20 protein-coding genes are annotated in these 17,070 nt (G+C 56.4%); 12 read left to right on the top strand and 8 right to left on the bottom strand.

The annotated features are described in order from the left end of the window. Nucleotides 1-17 precede the first annotated feature (17 nt). Genes HKD42_RS07050 through HKD42_RS07040 form a run of 3 tightly spaced genes read right to left on the bottom strand, consistent with a single transcriptional unit; the run spans nt 18 to nt 1,755 of the window. Nucleotides 18-422, bottom strand: coding sequence for a DoxX family protein (locus HKD42_RS07050; RefSeq protein ID WP_170011662.1), 405 nt, complete (start codon nt 420-422; stop codon nt 18-20). A 23-nt stretch (nt 423-445) separates the two neighbouring features. Next, on the bottom strand, nt 446-1,039 hold the full coding sequence (locus HKD42_RS07045; RefSeq protein WP_170011660.1) for an FMN-dependent NADH-azoreductase: 594 nt from the start codon (nt 1,037-1,039) through the stop codon (nt 446-448). A gap of 17 nt (nt 1,040-1,056) precedes the next feature. Then, nucleotides 1,057-1,755, bottom strand: a complete 699-nt coding sequence (locus HKD42_RS07040) for a pirin family protein (protein ID WP_170011658.1) — start codon at nt 1,753-1,755, stop codon at nt 1,057-1,059. A gap of 116 nt (nt 1,756-1,871) precedes the next feature. Here HKD42_RS07040 and HKD42_RS07035 point away from each other — a divergent pair, with 116 nt between their 5' ends. Next, nucleotides 1,872-2,768: a LysR substrate-binding domain-containing protein gene (locus tag HKD42_RS07035; protein ID WP_170011656.1), complete on the top strand. Its 897-nt coding sequence runs from the start codon at nt 1,872-1,874 to the stop codon at nt 2,766-2,768. Between the two features lie 67 nt (nt 2,769-2,835). Here the strand turns inward: HKD42_RS07035 and HKD42_RS07030 are convergent, their stop codons facing one another. Both HKD42_RS07030 and HKD42_RS07025 read right to left on the bottom strand, forming a co-directional pair. Then, a complete protein-coding gene (locus tag HKD42_RS07030; RefSeq protein ID WP_170011654.1) occupies nt 2,836-3,912 on the bottom strand; it encodes a branched-chain amino acid aminotransferase in 1,077 nt (358 codons plus the stop codon). 397 nt (nt 3,913-4,309) lie between these two features. Next, nucleotides 4,310-4,855, bottom strand: a complete 546-nt coding sequence (locus HKD42_RS07025) for a hypothetical protein (RefSeq protein WP_170011652.1) — start codon at nt 4,853-4,855, stop codon at nt 4,310-4,312. 75 nt (nt 4,856-4,930) lie between these two features. Here HKD42_RS07025 and HKD42_RS07020 point away from each other — a divergent pair, with 75 nt between their 5' ends. The 6 genes from HKD42_RS07020 to HKD42_RS06995 all read left to right on the top strand — a co-directional run bounded on the left by HKD42_RS07020 (nt 4,931) and on the right by HKD42_RS06995 (nt 9,752). Beyond that, nucleotides 4,931-5,668, top strand: a complete 738-nt coding sequence (locus HKD42_RS07020) for a TlyA family RNA methyltransferase (protein WP_170011650.1) — start codon at nt 4,931-4,933, stop codon at nt 5,666-5,668. 143 nt (nt 5,669-5,811) lie between these two features. Further along, on the top strand, nt 5,812-6,369 hold the full coding sequence (locus HKD42_RS07015) for a TspO/MBR family protein (protein ID WP_170011648.1): 558 nt from the start codon (nt 5,812-5,814) through the stop codon (nt 6,367-6,369). Nucleotides 6,370-6,569: 200 nt separating this feature from the next. Further along, a complete protein-coding gene (locus HKD42_RS07010; RefSeq protein WP_170011646.1) occupies nt 6,570-6,818 on the top strand; it encodes an accessory factor UbiK family protein in 249 nt (82 codons plus the stop codon). A 140-nt stretch (nt 6,819-6,958) separates the two neighbouring features. Further along, nucleotides 6,959-7,573 (top strand): DNA repair protein RecO, encoded by a 615-nt coding sequence (recO, locus tag HKD42_RS07005; protein ID WP_170011644.1) that lies wholly within the window; start codon nt 6,959-6,961, stop codon nt 7,571-7,573. Beyond that, nucleotides 7,570-8,628, top strand: a complete 1,059-nt coding sequence (gene leuB, locus HKD42_RS07000; RefSeq protein WP_170011642.1) for a 3-isopropylmalate dehydrogenase — start codon at nt 7,570-7,572, stop codon at nt 8,626-8,628. The genes recO and leuB overlap by 4 nt, the downstream gene beginning before the upstream one ends. Nucleotides 8,629-8,666: 38 nt before the next feature. Beyond that, nucleotides 8,667-9,752 (top strand): glycosyltransferase family 2 protein, encoded by a 1,086-nt coding sequence (locus tag HKD42_RS06995; RefSeq protein WP_170011640.1) that lies wholly within the window; start codon nt 8,667-8,669, stop codon nt 9,750-9,752. On the opposite strand, the gene HKD42_RS06990 is transcribed toward HKD42_RS06995, so the two are convergent. Continuing rightward, nucleotides 9,749-11,023: a phospholipid carrier-dependent glycosyltransferase gene (locus HKD42_RS06990; protein ID WP_170011638.1), complete on the bottom strand. Its 1,275-nt coding sequence runs from the start codon at nt 11,021-11,023 to the stop codon at nt 9,749-9,751. The genes HKD42_RS06995 and HKD42_RS06990 overlap by 4 nt on opposite strands. 390 nt (nt 11,024-11,413) lie before the next feature. Further along, the gene (locus HKD42_RS06985) at nt 11,414-11,818 is read right to left on the bottom strand and encodes a hypothetical protein (protein WP_170011629.1); all 405 of its coding nucleotides are present in this window, start codon (nt 11,816-11,818) and stop codon (nt 11,414-11,416) included. A gap of 72 nt (nt 11,819-11,890) precedes the next feature. Here HKD42_RS06985 and HKD42_RS06980 point away from each other — a divergent pair, with 72 nt between their 5' ends. From HKD42_RS06980 to HKD42_RS06970, 3 genes are all read left to right on the top strand, one after another. Then, on the top strand, nt 11,891-12,451 hold the full coding sequence (locus HKD42_RS06980) for a TetR/AcrR family transcriptional regulator (RefSeq protein ID WP_246236780.1): 561 nt from the start codon (nt 11,891-11,893) through the stop codon (nt 12,449-12,451). 107 nt (nt 12,452-12,558) lie between these two features. Next, nucleotides 12,559-13,776: a trans-sulfuration enzyme family protein gene (locus tag HKD42_RS06975; protein WP_170011627.1), complete on the top strand. Its 1,218-nt coding sequence runs from the start codon at nt 12,559-12,561 to the stop codon at nt 13,774-13,776. A 12-nt stretch (nt 13,777-13,788) separates the two neighbouring features. Continuing rightward, on the top strand, nt 13,789-14,403 hold the full coding sequence (locus HKD42_RS06970) for a 2-hydroxychromene-2-carboxylate isomerase (protein ID WP_170011625.1): 615 nt from the start codon (nt 13,789-13,791) through the stop codon (nt 14,401-14,403). Between the two features lie 12 nt (nt 14,404-14,415). On the opposite strand, the gene HKD42_RS06965 is transcribed toward HKD42_RS06970, so the two are convergent. After that, a complete protein-coding gene (locus HKD42_RS06965; RefSeq protein WP_170011623.1) occupies nt 14,416-14,856 on the bottom strand; it encodes a DUF6628 family protein in 441 nt (146 codons plus the stop codon). Nucleotides 14,857-15,109: 253 nt separating this feature from the next. On the opposite strand from HKD42_RS06965, the gene HKD42_RS06960 reads away from it, so the two are divergent. Then, entirely contained in the window at nt 15,110-16,579 is a 1,470-nt protein-coding gene (locus HKD42_RS06960; protein ID WP_246236886.1) for a SulP family inorganic anion transporter, read from the top strand. A 69-nt stretch (nt 16,580-16,648) separates the two neighbouring features. Then, nucleotides 16,649-17,047 carry a Co2+/Mg2+ efflux protein ApaG gene (apaG, locus tag HKD42_RS06955; RefSeq protein ID WP_170011619.1) on the top strand — a complete coding sequence of 133 codons (399 nt, stop codon included), beginning with the start codon at nt 16,649-16,651 and terminating at the stop codon, nt 17,045-17,047. Nucleotides 17,048-17,070 lie beyond the last annotated feature (23 nt).

Genomic DNA, 17,070 nt, shown 5'->3' with positions numbered 1-17,070 from the left:
ACCGCGATGAGTATTGTTCACCCTTTATCGAGCGAGTACTTTCCCGGACCAAAGGCAAAGACTTGGAACATACCGCCGCCAATGGCGAGGTTCTTGAGGAATGCTGTCATCTCGCTTTGCTGGCTGAAGTCATTATGGAACAGCACCGCAGTGGCGACGCAGAACAGGCCAAGAGCCAAACCGGCCCACCGTGCCTTGAAGCCGATCAACAATGCCAGTCCGCCCAATATCTCGACCGCAACCGTTCCGGCGTAAGCGACTTCGGGTAAGGGCAGTCCGACCGATCCGATATAGCCAATGGTCCCTGCCGGGTCGGTCAACTTATTGACGCCAGCTATGATGAACAGAGCAGCCAGCAATACCCGGCCAATCAATGCCGCCGCATCACGCGATACGCCGCCAGAAGTGTCAGTATGTGTCATAATGGTGTTTTCCCTCCGCCGTTTTAGTTCGTGAGAGTGTGCACTGTTGCGGTTGCTTCAGCAATCTTGGCTTCTCCATCGCTGCCCATGATGCCGTCTGCCGCGATAACTTTCACATCGTGAATGCCGAGGAAGCCAAGAAAGAATGTCAGCCACGGGGTCATAAAATCGATATCGCTACCAACTGCCGTGCCGCCCGATGCGACTGTGATATAGGCTTTCTTCCCTTCCAGCAGACCCTTGGGCCCATCGGGGGTATAGGCAAAGGTGGTACCCGCACGGGCCACCAGATCCGCCCAAGCTTTGACGATTGCGGGCACTCCGAAATTATAGATCGGTACGCCCAGGACAATGGTGTCGGCTGCTTGCAGTTCAGCGATCAGTTCATCGCCAATGGCGGCAAGCTGTTGCTGCTGCGCTGTGCGATCCCCTGCTGCTGTTCCATTGGCGGCGAAGATTGCTGCATCGACATAGGGCAATGTGTTGGCAGACAAGTCACGGTGCGTAACCGTGCCCGCTGTCTTGGCAGCCAGCCCCGTTGCCAATGCAGTACTAAGGGTACGCGATACGGACTCATCGCCGCGAATGCTGGCGCTGATGTGTAGAATGTTGGTCATATGATAGTCTCCTGAATTCACGCCGCGTCGACGAGGACAAGTTCGCTGTCCTCAAGTGCGGTGATGGTGATGCTGTCCAATTGAGTAATGGCGACGCCGTCCCGGGCCTGCGCTTCCACGCCTCCGACCTCGATCTTGCCTGTGGCCGGAACCAGATAGAGGTGCCGGTCAGCCGATGCCTGATAGGTGACGCTTTCGCCGGCCTTTACCGTCGCACCCAAAACATGGGCATTTGCCCGGATCGGCAGGGCGCCATTGTCACTGGCATCGCCTGACGCGAGCGGTACGAAGTGCCCGCTGCGGTCATCTTTTGGGAACTTGGCTGCGCCCCAGCTTGGTTCGCCGCCACGCTCGTCAGGAATGATCCAGATCTGGAACAGAGTGGTGTCTTCATCCTCGCGGTTATACTCGGAGTGTTTGACGCCTGTACCGGCGCTCATCACTTGAACATCACCGGCCTCGGTCCGTCCTTCATTGCCCATGCTATCGCGGTGGGTGATGGCACCTTTGCGGACATAGGTGATGATTTCCATGTCCTCGTGAGGGTGCGTCGGGAAACCAGTTCCTGCCTCGATGGTATCGTCGTTCCACACGCGCAAAGCGCCCCAGTTGACCCGTTTGGGGTCATGATAGCTGGCGAAAGAGAAATGATGATGCGCGTCAAGCCAGCCGTGATTGGCAGAGCCGAGCGAGTTAAACGGGCGTAATTCGATCATGCGAAATCTCCGTGATCTGTGTTTGTGTTGAGGTGGAGATAGGGCTTGTTCTAAATTCAGATAAGTGAGATAAAATAACTCATAATGTTCGGATATTTAGAATATAAGGTGATGCTGTGAGAATTGGTGAACCCACACTCGACCAGTTGCGGATATTCCTCGCCGTGGAGGAGGAGGGCAGCTTTGGCGGTGCAGCCAAGCGAATGGGCCGGGCGATCTCCGCGATCAGTTACGGCATCGCGCAGATGGAGGCGCAATTGGGCGTCACTCTATTTGCGCGAGAAGGGTCGCGCAAACCTTCGTTGACCGATGCCGGTCTGGGATTACTGGCAGAAGCCTGCGCCGTAACGGATCGGGTGGATGCGCTGCTCGCCAAGACCCGCAGTCTCCATTCGGGTCTGGAAAGCGACGTCTCGCTGGTGGTTGACGTGATGGTACCGGGGGAAGTTACCGCACGGGTGCTGCGGGAGTTTCGCACCATGTTTCCGACAGTTGCTTTGCGCTTGCACGTAGAGGCTTTGGGAGCAGTGGCCGCGTGTTTGTTGGAGGAAGAGGCGGAGCTCGCTGTGGCAGGCCCCGTGGTGGCTGACCATCCGCAATTGGACCGTCAAGCTATCGGGGAGGTTGAGCTGATCCCGGTTGCCGCGCCCGGTCACCCGCTGGCACAAGCAGGGACACAGCCGGGTGAAAGCCGCAAACATTTGCAATTGGTACTATCTGACCGCTCCCCGCTTACCAAAGGCCGCGAGTTTTCGGTCCTCAGCCCGGAAAGCTGGCGGCTGGCCGATCTGGGCGCAAAGCACGCGCTTCTGAAAGAAGGTATTGGTTGGGGCAATATGCCGCGTCACGCGGTGGAAGATGATCTGGCCAGCGGCATTTTGGTTGAGCTTGATCTGCCGGAGAAGCCGGGCGACGGATATGTGATCAGCGCATTGTGGCGGCGCGACACAAAGCCGGGCCCTGCCACCCGCTGGTTAATCGATGCACTTCGCGATGGGCTCAGGCCAGCTTAGGCAAAGCGGAAATCAGCCATAGGATTGCATCCCGTATGCAGATGCAAGATGCAGCGCAATGTCTGGTTTAGTCTAGCCGCATTACCCAACCGTGAGTGTCTTCCACAGCGCCGCGTTGAATGCCGACCAATTGTTCGCGAAGCTTGTTGGTGAGCTGCCCCGGGCCGCCGCTGCCGATGGTGAAGGCGCCGTCTTTGCCATCGACTGTGCCGACCGGCGTTACCACCGCAGCGGTACCGCACGCCATTGTTTCCAGCAACTTACCGCTGGTCGCATCAGCGCGCCATTGGTCGATGCTGTACATTTCCGCGCGCACTGTCAGGCCTTCATCGCGCAGCAATTGAATCAGGCTGTTACGGGTAATGCCGGGCAGGATTGTACCAGTGAGTGGCGGGGTGATGACAGTGCCATCATCCATCACGAAGAACAGGTTCATTCCGCCAAGTTCTTCGATCCATTTGTGCTCCACCGCATCAAGGAACAGCACTTGATCATGGCCGCGGTTGAACGCCTCACGCGTTGGCACAAGGCTGGCGGCGTAATTACCGCCGGTTTTCGCTGCGCCAGTGCCACCTGGAGCCGCTCGCGAATATTCGCTGGTCCAGATCGAAACGGCTGGAACGCCCGATTTAAAATAATTCCCGGCCGGACTGGCGATCACCACGAACTTATATTCCGTCGCTGGCCGAACACCCAAAAAGGCTTCGCTCGCAAACATGAAGGGGCGCAGATACAGCGATCCGCCTTCAACCGAAGGAAACCAATCACGATCAATCGCCACCAGTTTCTGGACCGCTTCGATGAACAGGTCTTCGGGAATATGCGGCATGGCCATCCGGTCGGCGCTTGCATTCAGGCGGCGCGCATTTTCTTCAGGGCGGAACAGTGCGATGCCGCCATCATCCTGACGGTAGGCCTTCATGCCTTCAAAGATTTCCTGCGCATAGTGCAGAACGGAGGCTGCCGGATCGAGCGCAATCGGTTCCCGCGGGCCAACCATAGCATTATGCCATCCTTTGCCTTCGACATAATCAATGACCACCATGTGATCGGAGAACAGCTTGCCAAAACCGGGATCGACTAAGGCCGCTGTGCGGTCTGCGGCGGGGGTGGGTGACGGGTGAGGGAGTGTCTTGAATTCCATACCGCTCGGTTAGTGCGAGTTTTTGTGTTTCGCAAGCGAGGGAATTATGTCTGTGTGTCAGGAAAAGCTAATGCCAAAAATGTGAAAGGCGGCCCCAGCTGAGCTGAGTACCGCCTTTCGCATGGTCAGCGGCCGGAAGTGCCGCCCACGAAAACTTTATTGCAGTTTAGCCGCAATAATTTCCCGTGTGGAACTTAACCGACCCCATTAATACTGAACCATGAGACATCGGATCACCTCCTTTCGCGCTATAAAGCCAGAGCCCGCCGTTCACCGGGGAGCCCAAGACCGCGTTCGCCGCTGATCTTGATTGCAATCTGAGTCTTTTGGCCGCGCAATGCAAGCCTTGATTTCAGCTTTTACCCGATGATGGGTGATGTTTGCGGATCAGGGCGGTTTAGCGGCAATCCTCGATCACACGGGTAACCTCTGCCCATGCAGGCAGATACAGCGTTTCAACACCGCCAGTTTCCACCGCAAAGCGGCCGCGGCTGAGCGCCATCGCATCAAGCAGCTTATCGCCGGCTGGCAATGTGGCGACCAGCATCGGGCGGCCGCTTCTGTCGGGATTGGCCGTGATTAAGCGCTGGGCAGTTTCGGTGCGGATGCGCATTGGGGTGGGGCCAGAGCCGCCGGTTCCGCGAACCAGCCGGATTTGGCGGCTGGGTTTCATACATTCTATTCCGAAGCGAGCAGGTTCGCTGGCTGGCGAAAACAAAGCATAGCTGAAACCGTCGCCATTGCGATATGTCCAATTGCCTGGCGTTTGCGGTGCATCGAGAAAATTCTCGTAAACCGGCTCTTGGACGACCGGCGGCGCGGCTGGCGCAGGCCTTGGTGCCGGCTGGGATACTGGCGATGGTAGCGGGGTCGGTTCAGGCGCTGGCGTGCAGCAAGCGAGTGCCAATGATGGTACTAAGGCGACGGCGCGTAGAGTGTTCAAAGCAACTTCTCTCAATTTGTTTACCGCAATATCGGTTTCTTTGCCTGCTCATGGCGGCTATCGGCGGTCAGGTCTATGGCAAAAAAGCGACGTCTTGATCAAATGCTGGTGGAACGGGGGCTTGTGGAAAGCCGCACCCGGGCACAGGCGTTGGTGATGGCAGGTCTGGTTTTTTCCGGGGAAACCAAACTTTCCAAGTCGGGGCAGCAATTGCCCGAAGATGCCCCGCTGGATGTGCGCGGGCGCGACCATCCGTGGGTCAGCCGGGGCGGTATTAAACTGGCCCATGCGTTGGAAGAATATGGTCTGGATCCCTCTGGCGTCACGGCAATGGATGTGGGCAGCTCTACCGGCGGATTTACGGACGTGCTGCTGCAAGGCGGTGCGGATCACGTGATCGCGGTGGATAGCGGGACCAATCAACTGGCGTGGAAGCTGCGGCAGGATGACCGGGTAACTGTGCTGGAGCAAACCAGCGCAAGAATTTTGACGCCTGATATGATCCCTCACCCCTATAGCTGGGTGGTCTGTGACGCATCCTTCATTAGTTTACGCAAAGTATTGGAAGTACCGCTCAGACTCGCTGCGGCGCATTGCCGGTTGGTCGCGCTCATCAAGCCGCAATTTGAAGTCCGCCGCGAGGAAGTGGGGAAGGGCGGGGTTATTCGTGACGAAGCTTTACACCGCCGGGTGTGCGATGAAGTGCAGGAATGGCTCGCTAATGAGGGGTGGGCCATTGATGGCATCACCCGCAGTCCGATCACCGGCCCCGAAGGCAATGTGGAATTCCTGATTTCCGCTGTGCGCGGGTGAGCAATCCAGCAGGGTTGATTGCCGGATTGACACGCGGATTGACTCAATGCGGGACAGGATGCGGATTACTGCCCGTGCAGCCATTGCGGCATTCGCATTGACGGGCCAAGACAATCGCACTGCGAATCAATTGAGGACCTCAGATGAGTAATTCGGGTTTGGCTTCCAAAGGGCAATTGCGTGCCAGCTTCTTCCGCTGGGCTTTACTGACTGTGCCGTCCTGTGTGTTGCTGGGTTTTCTCGCGGGTCAGTTCGGCGGCGGACCAGACAGCATTTGGTTTCAAAGCCTGATTAAGCCGGATATCTATCCGGAACCCAAATGGTTCGGGATCGTCTGGACAATCTTATATGTGATGATCGGCTTTGCCGCGGCTTTAATTTGCGCTGCGTGGGGTGCGCGCGGGCGAACCGCAGCGTTGGTTGTTTTCGTGCTGCATTTCGCGCTCAACCTGTCGTGGACACCGATTTTCTTCGGTGCTTATCAATTGACGTTCGGGCTATATACGCTGGTTGCCATCGTGGTTACTTTGCTGGTGGTGATGGCGCTTTTTTACCGCGTCAGGAAACTCGCCGCAGTGTTGCTTATCCCCTATCTCGCTTGGGTGTGTTTCGCGACGCTGCTCAATTACGAATTTCTGAAACTGAACCCCGATGCGGACGGGCAAGACCCGACCCAAGCCATGCAGCGCTTCGAGATTTAGGGCGCTTTTGGTTTAGCCTCAGGCGCCGGCGGTCGCTTCCGTTCCCTTAGGCTATCCTCACTTTCACGATCAAAGATCGCTTCGTTGCGGGCGGCCCCTTGCCCTATGGCTGCCGCGACTTGGTTTTTAGCATATCCGCCACGATCACTGCATCGCCTGCGGGACTGGACAAAAACCGCATAAGAACCCACATAGAATCCATGCAAAGCCAAAACCCCATGATCGCCGATTTTGTGAAACTGATGAATGGTGCCGCTGGCACATTTGCGGGCATGACTCGCGAAGCGCGCGAAAGCGCCCGTGAACGGATCAAAGAAACGATGGGCGGCATGGACTTTGTTGATCGTGACGAGTTCGATGCAGTAAAAGATATGGCTGCTAAAGCGCGTGAGGAAAACGAGAAATTGTCTGCGCGTTTGGATGCGATCGAAGCCAAGCTCGCTAAGTAAACCATGCCCGTTCTGTTTTCAGGACAACATTTCAAGAACCGGTTTGCGCAGCTTGGTAATGTACCCATTGCTCCATGCGGTGCCACTGGGGGCAGGTGGCAGACTGCTGACCGGCCGAACGGACGGGCTCAGGCTGCCAAATGAATGCGCGCGCGCAGGGTATTTTCCTGTCGGCCCGGCCGCATGGTGAAACCGCGGTCATCGCCCGTATCTTAACCGAAGAATACGGCATGTTGGCCGGATATGTGGCTGGCGGGCGGGGCCGGCATTTGCGGCCTGTTGTGATACCGGGAAATCTGGTGGATGCGGAATTACGCGCGAAGTCGGACAGCCAATTGCCTTTCGCCCGGTTGGAATTGCTGGAAAGCCGCGGGCCGTGGTTGTCTGAACCCCTACCGGCTGCCGCGATCAACTGGCTCACATCACTCACCGCCTCGGTTTTGCCCGAACGGCAAAGCTATCCCGAATTATATACGGTGCTCAAAGCGGTGCTGGATGCGATTTGCGGTGCCCCCTCGGCGCGGGGCTGGCTTGGTGCGCTGGTAACCTATGAGATATTGTTATTGCGCGATCTGGGATATGGCGGCGGGACTGCGCCGCAAGTGTCGGGTTTTGACGATGCCATGGCGACCTTCGACCGATTGTTTACCCCGATAGAGAAACACTTGCTTGCTGGCACCTATGGCGATGTTATGTCGGCCCGAACCTTGCTGCGGACGCGGCTTGCCAAAATTTCGGGGACTGAGAATTCATGAAAATTGCAGTGTTTGCCGGCGACGGTATTGGACAAGAAGTCACTCGTGAAGCGGTTCGCGTGCTGGAGGCGGTCGACCTCCCCGGTTTGACATTGTTTGAAGGTGATGTGGGCGGCGTAGCCTATCACCGGCATGGCCATCCATTGCCTGCTGAGACGTTGGATATAGCGCGTGCATCCGATGCGGTGCTATTCGGCGCGGTCGGAGATCCGACGTGCGACAATCTGGAACGGCATTTGCGGCCAGAGCAGGCCGTGCTGGGTTTGCGGGCAGAGCTTGGCTTGTTCTCCAACCTGCGGCCAGCGACGGTTTTTGCAGGGCTGGAAGATATGTCGGGCTTGAAGCCTGAACTTGCGCGTTCGATTGATATGCTGATCGTGCGCGAGCTAAACGGTGACGTGTATTTCGGCGATAAAGGTATGCGCGAAACCCCTGAGGGGGAGCGCGAGGGATGGGACATGATGTCCTATTCCGAAAGCGAGGTTCGCCGCATTGCCCATTCGGGTTTTCAGGCGGCACGCAAGCGCGGTTCCAAACTGTGCAGTGTTGATAAAGCCAACGTACTGGAAACCAGTCAGCTATGGCGCGACGTAGTAATCGAAGTTGCGGCGGAATATCCTGATGTCACGCTCAGCCATATGTATGTCGATAATGCGGCGATGCAGATGGTCAAAGATCCCGGTCAATTTGATGTCGTTCTGACGGGCAATTTGTTTGGCGATATCTTGTCGGATCTTGCCAGTATGTGTGTTGGCTCTATCGGCCTGCTCGCCAGCGCATCTTTGGGCGAACGGACCACCGAATTTGGCACGTTTGGCCTGTATGAACCGATCCATGGCAGCGCGCCGGATATTGCTGGGCAAGGCATTGCCAACCCGATGGCAATGATATTGTCTGCGGCGATGATGCTAAGGCATTCCTTCGGGAACGAGGCGCAAGCCGTGCGGATTGAGAATGCGGTTTCGGCGGCGCTTGCGGACGGCGTCCGAGGCGGTGATTTGGGCGGTGATCTGGGGACATCTGCCATCGGGGATGCGGTACTCGCACGTTTGTGAGTTTGGCCGGATGCGGTCAGGCCCGTATAAGGGCGGGGATGCCCGAACTTGCAATCATACTGCCCACGCTCAATGAGCGTGACAATCTGGCCCCGCTGATTGACCGTATTGCTGCAGCGTTGGGCGATATCGCTTGGGAAGCGATAATCGTTGATGATGATAGCACTGATGGCACTGCGGACGAAGCGCGCCGTCTGGCGCGTGCCGACCCCCGTATCCGCATATTACACCGTATTGGCCGGCAAGGTCTGGCGTCTGCTGCAATTGAAGGGATGTGTGCCACCGCCGCGCCCTATGTTGCGCTGATGGATGCCGATCACCAGCATGATCCCGCTATGTTGCCGCATATGCTCGACCGCGTCCGTTCCGGGCAGGCAGATATCGCTGTGGGGTCACGGTTTATGGATGGGGCGGCGGCTGACGGGCTGGCTAACCAGGATCGGCTGGCGGCCTCAGGCTGGGCCAACCGCATTGCGCGGCGTATCACCGGCATGGATCTTACCGACCCGATGAGCGGGTTCTTTGTGATGGAAACGGACCGGCTGAGGGTACTTGCCCCCAAATTATCCGGTATTGGTTTCAAACTGTTGCTGGATATACTTGCCGCGTCGTCTACGCTTAAAGTGGCTGAGCTGCCGCTGACCTTTGGCGAGCGCCGCAGCGGGCAAAGTAAATTGGACCGCGTCATAGCGTTTGAATTTCTTACCGGCCTGTATGATCGGTTTTTCGGCCAGATAATTCCCACGCGTTTCGCATTGTTTGGCACAGTCGGCGCGGTCGGCGTGGTCGTCCATATGAGCGTGCTTGCGCTGCTGTTCCGCCTGTTAGGCAGCGATTTCCTGTGGGCGAGTATAGGCGCAACTTTCGCGGCGATGAGTTTTAACTTCTGGCTCAACAACGCACTGACTTATCGCGACCAAAGGCTGATCGGGTTTGCCTCTATGGCCAAAGGGTGGTTGGGATTTTGCGTCACCTGCTCCATCGGTGCCTTCGCCAATGTAGCAGCCGCAACCGTGCTGGAGGCGCGGGGTGTCTATTGGCTATTGGCCGCGTTGGTGGGTATCATTATCGGGGCAGTATGGAATTATGCCCTGTCGAGCCGCTTTGTTTGGGGACGGTATTAACGCCAGCTGCTAAGCCACATCCATTGTTGGAATGCACCAGGATCACTGAGCGGGGCGGCGCTTACGATCGGGAAAAAATAGACAAACATCGCGGCGCTGCTGGTCAGCACCGTGATCGGGATCCAGCGAATACCGCGTTGCCACATCGCATCCAATGCCAACGCCAATGCGGCGAGCAAGAAACAGCTGGGCAGAAAATAGTGATAATAGAACTGGATCGGTTTGTTGACGATCATCCACATGCCGATGCTGACCGCATAGAGAACCACCACGGCCAGTGCATCCCAGCGCTTTTGGGTGAACCCCTGCCAAGCGCACCATGCAAGCGCAGGTAAGCCAAGCAGCATAGTCAGTGGATTGCCAATCAGGACAATACCCCGCTGTGTTCCATCAACAGGTTCATACAGATACCAGATAGCCCGGATATTCAGCACCCAATCGGGCCAATTGCTTTGATAAGGATGCTCTTGTTTAACCGATTGCTGCAAGGCGATCATATCAGCATGCAGCGCGATGAAGCCGCCGAATTCCAGTGGTCTGTCCGGGGCCAGATATGCGGGCCAGAACGTCAGCCAATAGATCACCAAGGGCAGCACACCGAGCCAGAACATGGCTTCTAGCAGAGATATGCCGGGTACCGGAATGCCGCGCCGACTAACCAGTAATCGTTTGCGGCCTGCGGTAAGGCGTACCGTAAAAAATGCGAGGCCGGGCAGCATCGCCAGAAAGACTACATTCCATTTGGAAGCCATCGCCAGCCCGGTCGCAATGCCGGCAATCGCCAACCTCCACCGGCCGGTTTCCGGTTGGCGTAATGCGGCCGCGCATTGCCACAAAACAATGGCAAAAAACGCGACCATGAAGATGTCCAGAATGGCGATCCGCGTATGGACGAACAGTATGAAGCCGGTTGCGATCAGCACACCAAATGCGAGTGCGGCAAAGCGCGAGAGGCTGGCGAACCACATCGCCCGCATCATTGCCATCAGCGCGAGCGTGCCAAAGATGACAGGCGCGAATCGCCAACCGATCGGCGTGTCACCAAACGTCCATATGCCCAATGCCAGCAACTGTTTGCCCAAAATCGGGTGCTCGCGGTTCAGCCATTCTCCGTTGTCGAGCAATGCGCGAGCTGCCGGTACATAATGCGTTTCATCAAAAAACGGGGCGGAAGGGACTGTGAGCCGGATGGCCGAAAGCGCCAAAAAAGTAAGGCAAATCAGAACGGTCCATAGAATTGGATCAGAGTCGGGTTCACGCGCAGCAACCATTCTGCAGGGTTAGGCGGGTGCGGGGATCTCAGCAAGGAGTGTCCAGATCATAGACATGTAAAATTTTTGCCACGAATCTTTTACATTTGGCTAATACGTACAATCACGTCCGCAGGGTTAGCGGTAAGACAATCGCATAAATCGGCTTCACGGGTCGTGTGAAGGAGATGATGGGGTGATAAAATCTGTAATGTGCCTTGCCAAAGGGCACAGTGTAAATCGCAATCGCGTGTGGCATGACGGGCGAAATAATCGCACATCATGCACGAGATGCAGCGCAGAATTGCTGCGCGACCGCAACGGCTGGCGGATGTTTGACGAGAGCGCCGATGGTGCCGAAAACCGGCTCCCTCATCCCAGAAAGCGCGAGCTTGCGTAAATAGGCGAGGCTTATCCGGCGTCGGCGGCGTCTTCAGCTAAGGCGTGTTCCAACCAAAATAGCCGGGCGATCATTGCCAGCAGTGCGATGCTGGCCGTGCTGCCGACCAATATCACCCAAAACGGGATAGACATACCAACCTTGCGCGCGCGCGGGATGATGAAGAATAGCGCGACCGTGACCGAGATCAGTAGGTCATACCAGACCTGAACGCCCCATAGGTTAACCGTGTGATTGGCAACCAGCGGCACAATACCCTCTGACCATAGAGTAACCGCAGTAAATGCGCCGAAACCAGCCGATAGCGAGGCGGCTAGGATAGCGTTTTCAGACAGCTTCTGTGCCATTGCGAGGTAGATAATGACGGGCACCGCCACCACAGCTCCGGCCAACGCCAGCATTTGAAATATCGTCATAGCAATTCTCCCGACTCGAATGTAGCAGTTGCTACACTTGTAGCATCATGTAGCGACTGCTACAATAGCTGAATGGTGAAACCAGACACATTGCCAGTGAAAGAGCGGATGTCGCGTGAGATGTTGTTGCCGCTTCTCGCGGATCATGTGTTGCAGCATGGCTTGGCGGGGGTCAGCTTGCGGCCATTGGCTAAGGCTGCGGGAACAAGCGACCGAATGCTGCTGTATCATTTTGGCAGCAAGGACGCGTTGCTTGCCGAGCTTTTGAAATATCTCGCTGACCTATATGCGCAGTCGCTTGATGCGGTGTTCCCGTCAGAACCGGCGGCATCGCGTAAGGATACGGTCGTTCAAGTTGTCCGGACCACGCGAACTCCGCCTTTCGCTCCGTTCATGCGGCTATGGTGGGAATTGGTCGCAGGGGCGTCTGGCGGGAATGAACATTATCGTGCCAGCGCGCAGGCTATGATGGATCAGCTTTTGGGATGGCTGGAACAGCATATGCCGATTGATGATCCTGACCCGGTGGGCGGGGCACGGCGGATGTTTACCATTATAGAAGGCGCATTGATGATGGACGCAGTCGGGCGCAGCGAAATAGCCGATGCAGGGATTGCGGCTGGCGAACTTTAGTTTGCTTGCCGATTACCGGCCTGCAGGATAGATCGCCGGAATTGCAACGTCGACCATCCTCCAAAACTAAACGCATCGACTGAATTTAGGGCCCAGAAAACCAAATCATGAAAAAGACCACCGGAACTGATCGCTCTATCACGCAATCGTGGCGCCCTGCGACGCAGGCTGTGCGCGGCGGCACGTGGCGCAGCGAGCACGGGGAAACGAGCGAGGCGCTGTTCCTGACATCGGGCTACACCTATGATGATGCGGCAACCGTTGCTGCGCGCTTTGCGGGTGACGAGCAGGGCATGACCTATTCCCGGCTTCAGAACCCGACTGTGGCCATGTTGGAAGAACGGATTGCCCTGATGGAAGGGGCGCAGGCTTGCCGCGCTCAGGCGAGCGGGATGGCAGCGATGACGGCGGCCTTGCTGTGCCAATTATCCGCTGGGGATCACTGTGTGGCTGCACGGGCCGCTTTTGGATCCTGCCGTTGGCTGGTCGATAATTTGCTACCGCGCTTTGGCATTGAAACCACAGTGGTGGACAGTGCAGATAACGCTGCATGGGAAGCGGCAATCCGCCCCAACACCAAAGTGTTCTTCTTTGAAAGCCCGGCCAACCCGACACTGGATATCGTCGATTTGGATTACGTCTGCGGTCTTGCCACTGCTCACGGCATTACCAGCGTGGTCGATAACGCATTTTGTTCACCGGCTTTGCAGCGGCCAATGGAATTTGGCGCCGATGTTGTCGCCTATTCTGCCACCAAGCTGATGGATGGGCAGGGCCGCGTGCTGGCCGGTGCGGTGTGCGGATCAGAAGAATTTATCAATGATAGCTTGCTGCCGTTCCAGCGCAATACCGGCCCCAATTGCGCGCCGTTTAACGCTTGGGTGGTGCTGAAGGGGCTGGAGACTCTGTCCCTGCGCGCTCACAAGCACAGCGAAAACGCGCTAAAGCTGGGGCAATTTATGGAGGAACGGATTGCCGCGGCTGGCGGCACCATGATGCATCCCGGCTTGGCGAGCCACCCGTCTTACGCTTTGGCGCAAAAGCAGATGGATGCCTGCGGTCCGATTTTTAGCTTTACCGTTGATGGGCGCCCGCAAGCTCATGCCATTTTGGATGCGCTCAAGCTGATCGATATCAGCAACAATATTGGCGATGCACGCAGCCTGATGTGCCACCCCGCCAGCACAACCCATGCCGGTATGAGCGCAGAAGCCCGCGAAGAAATGGGCGTGAGCGAGGGTATGCTGCGGATCAATGTCGGCTTGGAAGATGTGCAAGATTTGATCGAAGATATGGACCAGGCGCTCAAAGCTGCCGGCCTTTAGGGAGAGAGTAGTATGACCAAAACCGTCGAACTGATTTTCGATTTTGTCAGCCCGAACGCGTATTTCGCGTATTTCCCGCTCAAGGATATTGCCCAGCGGACTGACGCCGCGATTGAAATTACACCGGTCTTTCTGGCCGGAATGCACAAGCATACCGGCAACGCGCCGCCGTTCATTCGCGATGCTGAGGTGAAGGGCAAGAATGAATATGCCATGCTGGAAATGAACCGGTTCATTGCCAAACATGGCTTTACCGATTGGAAAATGAACCCGAAATTCCCGTTTAACTCGGTGATGCTCCAACGGTTGCTATGCGCGGTGGGTAATGATGATCGGCTCAAAATGCTCGACGCGTTGTTTCCAGCTATTTGGCATGATGGCGTCGATCCGACCGATCCGGAAGCGGTTGGCCCGGTATTGGTTGCTGCCGGTTTCGATGCGGCGGAACTGTTGATGACAACCCAGGATCCAGCGGTCAAACAAGCTTTGATGGACAATACCGAAGCCGCCGTGGAGCGCGGTGCCTTTGGTATTCCGACATTTTATGTCAGCACCGATACGGCTAGCGGTGAAATGTTCTTCGGCAAAGAACGCCTTGGACAGATCGAGGATATGCTGGCGAGTTAACCTCGCACGGTTTTACCCCTCTAGCTGAATACCGGAATTATGGAGCGCGTTGCTGAATGCGCTTGCCACCGTCAGAGCGCGCCCGGCGTTACGGCCGCCGGTCAGTTCCTGCAGATTGCGCTGTGCCCGCTCAGGATTGCCGCCGGGTTGCTGCCCTGCTTGGGCCAGCGTTTCCAGCAGTAACCCTTCATCGCGGGTCATTTTGGGCGCGCAGCAATTGGCAATCATGATGCTGCGTTCAGAGGCTTGGGCGATTTCGGCCATATAACAGCGCAGCAGGACCAATGGCTGGCGGAAGCCGGTGCCAAAATGTTTCAGTGCCAGCATAGCTGCATGGGCATCGCGCAGGCCATAACCGCCCATGCGGCGCATCATGATTAGGACTGCGCGGTCTACACCATGTATCGGCATGGGTAGCAGCGTTGGGCTGTTGGCAGAATCGGATTGTTTCACAGATCATCCTCCAAGTTCGAACAGAAGCTAACGCTAATGATAATTACTCGCAACAAATAATTGCAGAGCGTCGGTGGTAATTTTTGGGGCAGAAATCGCTCTCGTTTTTGCGCTGGTTGTGCGTTGCAGCATATGCGGCTAAGAAGCGTTCACAGAAATTCTGTTTGGAACCAGAGGGGCTTTCAAACACATTCCACAGGACTTATTTATGACGGCTGCAACTGCTGGTGCTGCACCTGCGCGTTCCAAAACTATGCAAGAATGGTTCGGTAATATCCGGGCAGATATTCTGGCTGGTATTGTGGTATCTCTGGCACTTATTCCAGAAGCCATTGGTTTTTCCCTGATTGCGGGCGTTGATCCCAGCGTTGGCCTATACGCTTCGGTAGCCATTGCGATGGTGATCGCGCTGGTCGGCGGCCGGCCCGGCATGATCTCTGCTGCCACCGCTGCGGTCGCGGTTGTGGTGATCCCGCTGGTGAAGGATTACGGGGTCGAATATCTGTTCGCCGCGACCATTTTGATGGGTATTATTCAAGGCATCGCGGCGTTGCTGCGGCTCGATTTGCTGATGCAATTTGTCAGCCGCAGCGTGATTACCGGCTTCGTCAACGCGCTGGCCATTCTGATCTTCATGGCGCAAATTCCGCAACTGACCAATGTTGGCTGGGAAACCTATGTCATGGTCGCCGCCGGTCTCGCGATCATCTACGGCTTCCCGCGCATTACCAAAATTGTCCCAAGCCCATTGGTCGCGATTATTGTCCTGACTGCGGCTGTGGTGTTCTGGAATATTCCGGTGAACAACGTGGCGGGCGAGGGCAAGCTGCCCGACGGCCTGCCGGTATTTGCTATTCCAAACGTTCCATTCACTTGGGAAACGCTGCAAATCATTTTGCCATACTCGCTGACAATGGCGGCGGTTGGCTTGCTGGAAAGCTTGCTCACTGCGCAGATTGTCGATGATATGACGCACACTGACAGCAATAAACAGCGTGAAAGCGGCGGCCAGGGCATTGCCAATATCGTGGCCGCATTCTTCGGCGGTATGGGCGGTTGTGCGATGATCGGCCAGTCAGTGATCAATGTGGCATCGGGTGGCCGTGGGCGCCTGTCTACCTTCACCGCAGGCGCGTTTCTGCTGTTCCTTCTCACCGTACTTGGTCCCTATGTCGGCAGTGTACCAATGCCGGCCTTGGTCGCGGTGATGATCATGGTGTCGATTGGCACATTCAGCTGGAACTCGATCGCCAATTTGCGCCGTCACCCGCCGACATCATCCATCGTGATGGTCGCAACAGTCGTCGTAGTCGTGTGGACACACGATCTGGCGCTTGGCGTTTTGGTCGGTGTGTTGCTGTCGGGTATCTTCTTTGCTGGTAAAGTACGGACGATGTTCAATGTCGAGCGTACCCGGCGGGAACATAGCTCTGTCTACCGCGTGACCGGCCAAATTTTCTTTGCCAGCGTGGACCGTCTGCTGCGCGAACTTGGCCCGGAAAGCCAATATGACGACGCAGCGCATCATGTCGTTATCGATGTGTCCGGCGCGCATTTCTGGGATATTTCTGCGATTGAGGCGCTGGATAAAGTAGTCGACCGGATGCGCCGCAATGGCCGGCATACGCGGATTGTCGGCCTGAATAAAGCTAGTGCCGATCTGTTCGACAGATTCGCATTGGAAGATCGCACTGGGCTGGAAACGGGACTTGCGCCGCATTAAATTGGCGGCACATAAAATTACGTTCGGCATTTGCCGACTCTCCCAAGCCTCGCTAGTCTACCTCGCATTATGAAAGAGCTATTTCAGCATTGCGCCATAACTGAAGACATCGCTGTCCGTGTGGCAGTGAATTTCTTGCCTGAGCAATCTCAGCCGGAATCGGGGAAATGGTTCTGGGTGTATCACGTCCGGATCGAAAACGATTCCGACGACACGATCCAGCTGAAAACACGCCACTGGCGCATTACTGACGCGCGCGGCATGGTCAATCATGTCGATGGGGAGGGTGTTGTGGGAGAGACCCCGACGCTAAACCCCGGGCAAACACATGATTATGTATCGGGCTGTCCGCTCACGACACCCAGCGGATCGATGGAAGGGTTCTTCACCTTCGGGCTCACCGATGGGAGCCCGTTGGAAGTCCGGATCCCCTATTTCCCGCTCTCAGCGCCTGCGACGGCGAATTGATTGATACTGGTGCTGGCTGGGCG

This window comes from Pontixanthobacter rizhaonensis, assembly GCF_012972675.1.
GTDB classification, from domain to species: domain Bacteria; phylum Pseudomonadota; class Alphaproteobacteria; order Sphingomonadales; family Sphingomonadaceae; genus Pontixanthobacter; species Pontixanthobacter rizhaonensis.
This window is presented reverse-complemented; position numbering and strand designations above follow the sequence as displayed.

What these genes read in the sequence shown, in the direction of transcription:
- HKD42_RS07050 (WP_170011662.1), bottom strand. Translation starts at nt 422, where the DNA reads ATGACACATACTGACACTTCTGGCGGCGTATCGCGTGATGCGGCGGCA.
- HKD42_RS07045 (WP_170011660.1), bottom strand. Translation starts at nt 1,039, where the DNA reads ATGACCAACATTCTACACATCAGCGCCAGCATTCGCGGCGATGAGTCC.
- HKD42_RS07040 (WP_170011658.1), bottom strand. Translation starts at nt 1,755, where the DNA reads ATGATCGAATTACGCCCGTTTAACTCGCTCGGCTCTGCCAATCACGGC.
- HKD42_RS07030 (WP_170011654.1), bottom strand. Translation starts at nt 3,912, where the DNA reads ATGGAATTCAAGACACTCCCTCACCCGTCACCCACCCCCGCCGCAGAC.
- HKD42_RS07020 (WP_170011650.1), top strand. Translation starts at nt 4,931, where the DNA reads ATGGCAAAAAAGCGACGTCTTGATCAAATGCTGGTGGAACGGGGGCTT.
- HKD42_RS07015 (WP_170011648.1), top strand. Translation starts at nt 5,812, where the DNA reads ATGAGTAATTCGGGTTTGGCTTCCAAAGGGCAATTGCGTGCCAGCTTC.
- HKD42_RS07010 (WP_170011646.1), top strand. Translation starts at nt 6,570, where the DNA reads ATGCAAAGCCAAAACCCCATGATCGCCGATTTTGTGAAACTGATGAAT.
- recO (WP_170011644.1), top strand. Translation starts at nt 6,959, where the DNA reads ATGAATGCGCGCGCGCAGGGTATTTTCCTGTCGGCCCGGCCGCATGGT.
- leuB (WP_170011642.1), top strand. Translation starts at nt 7,570, where the DNA reads ATGAAAATTGCAGTGTTTGCCGGCGACGGTATTGGACAAGAAGTCACT.
- HKD42_RS06995 (WP_170011640.1), top strand. Translation starts at nt 8,667, where the DNA reads ATGCCCGAACTTGCAATCATACTGCCCACGCTCAATGAGCGTGACAAT.
- HKD42_RS06990 (WP_170011638.1), bottom strand. Translation starts at nt 11,023, where the DNA reads ATGGTTGCTGCGCGTGAACCCGACTCTGATCCAATTCTATGGACCGTT.
- HKD42_RS06985 (WP_170011629.1), bottom strand. Translation starts at nt 11,818, where the DNA reads ATGACGATATTTCAAATGCTGGCGTTGGCCGGAGCTGTGGTGGCGGTG.
- HKD42_RS06980 (WP_246236780.1), top strand. Translation starts at nt 11,891, where the DNA reads ATGGTGAAACCAGACACATTGCCAGTGAAAGAGCGGATGTCGCGTGAG.
- HKD42_RS06975 (WP_170011627.1), top strand. Translation starts at nt 12,559, where the DNA reads ATGAAAAAGACCACCGGAACTGATCGCTCTATCACGCAATCGTGGCGC.
- HKD42_RS06970 (WP_170011625.1), top strand. Translation starts at nt 13,789, where the DNA reads ATGACCAAAACCGTCGAACTGATTTTCGATTTTGTCAGCCCGAACGCG.
- HKD42_RS06960 (WP_246236886.1), top strand. Translation starts at nt 15,110, where the DNA reads ATGCAAGAATGGTTCGGTAATATCCGGGCAGATATTCTGGCTGGTATT.
- apaG (WP_170011619.1), top strand. Translation starts at nt 16,649, where the DNA reads ATGAAAGAGCTATTTCAGCATTGCGCCATAACTGAAGACATCGCTGTC.